1 protein-coding gene is annotated in these 1154 nt (G+C 46.1%); it reads left to right on the top strand.

Features of this window, described 5'->3' with window-relative positions; all coding sequences use genetic code 11:
* The first annotated feature begins 289 nt into the window (after positions 1-289).
* Positions 290-1138 (top strand): patatin family protein, encoded by an 849-nt coding sequence (locus R7M72_RS25360; RefSeq protein ID WP_318056491.1) that lies wholly within the window; start codon positions 290-292, stop codon positions 1136-1138.
* Positions 1139-1154: the final 16 nt, after the last annotated feature.

Genomic DNA, 1154 nt, shown 5'->3' with positions numbered 1-1154 from the left:
TTCACCTTTATGGTTATGAGAAACAAAATCGTGCGTGTGTTGTGCTATTGCCATAGATAAATCATATCCCTATTGCTTAGTTTGTTTGACAATCAAAATATTTGATTTAAATTTAGTTTGACCATCAAACAAAGTCAACATGGAAAACTAAGAAAGGCGTTCATCACTGCACTCAAGATTGGCCAATCTGATGCCTCCCCGCATGAACATATGCGGCCTTGTTTGGGAATCAGCCGCTTATACGTTAAGCTGCCGTTACTCAACTAAAAGATAGAAAGCGGATAAGCAGATGGAACATGTAGGTTCTCGTGCACTGATTGTTGAAGGCGGCGCAATGCGAGGGGTATTTTCTTGCGGAATACTCGACCATTTTTTAGCTGCGGACTTTTCTCCCTTCGACAGCTTTTGGGGCGTATCGGCTGGCGCAAGTAATCTTTCCGCTTATTTGGCAAAAATGCCGGGCAGAAACCTAAAAATCTATCTCGATTACAGCCTAAGAAATGAGTTCATCACCCCCAGCCAGCTCATACGCGGTGGTGATGTCATGGATTTAGATTGGATGTGGCAAGTGACACTTGAAGAGTTAGGCATTGATAAAGAAGTGCTCGCTGCTGATCCGCGTCCTTTTTTCCTTGTCGTCACTCGTCAAGATACTGGACAGGCAGAATACCTCACTCCGGACATCGATATGTTAGCGGAGACCATGAAGGCCAGCAGCGCCCTGCCCGTACTCTATCGTAATGGCGTACTTCTTAATGGCACTCGATATGTGGATGGCGGCGTTGCAGATGCCCTGCCAATTGCCGAAGCCATCAAGAGAGGAGCGACGAAAATCATGGTCCTACGCAGCCAGATCGCCAGTTACCGGAAACCAAGATCAAAGTTCAGTGCCATCACAAAACGTATGCTGAAGGAAACGCCAGCTCTGATTGAGCCTATGCTGACACGTGACGTTCGTTACAACCAAACATTGGAACTGATAAACAACCCGCCATCAGGCGTTGAGATAATCCAAGTGTGCCCACCAGAAACGTTTAAGTTAAAACGCTTAAGCCGCTCACCAGAACCTTTGCGAGAAGCTTATGAACTGGGAATTGAGGCTGGCAAACAAGCCATAGAACGTTGGAATTCAGTGTAAAGAAAAAAGCCACCTC

This window comes from Vibrio sp. YT-18 (assembly GCF_033337345.1).
Classification (GTDB): Bacteria; Pseudomonadota; Gammaproteobacteria; order Enterobacterales; family Vibrionaceae; genus Vibrio; species Vibrio alginolyticus.
Note: the sequence above shows the minus strand (reverse complement) of the source record. Positions and strands in the feature narration are given on the sequence as shown.

What these genes read in the sequence shown, in the direction of transcription:
- R7M72_RS25360 (WP_318056491.1), top strand. Translation starts at nt 290, where the DNA reads ATGGAACATGTAGGTTCTCGTGCACTGATTGTTGAAGGCGGCGCAATG.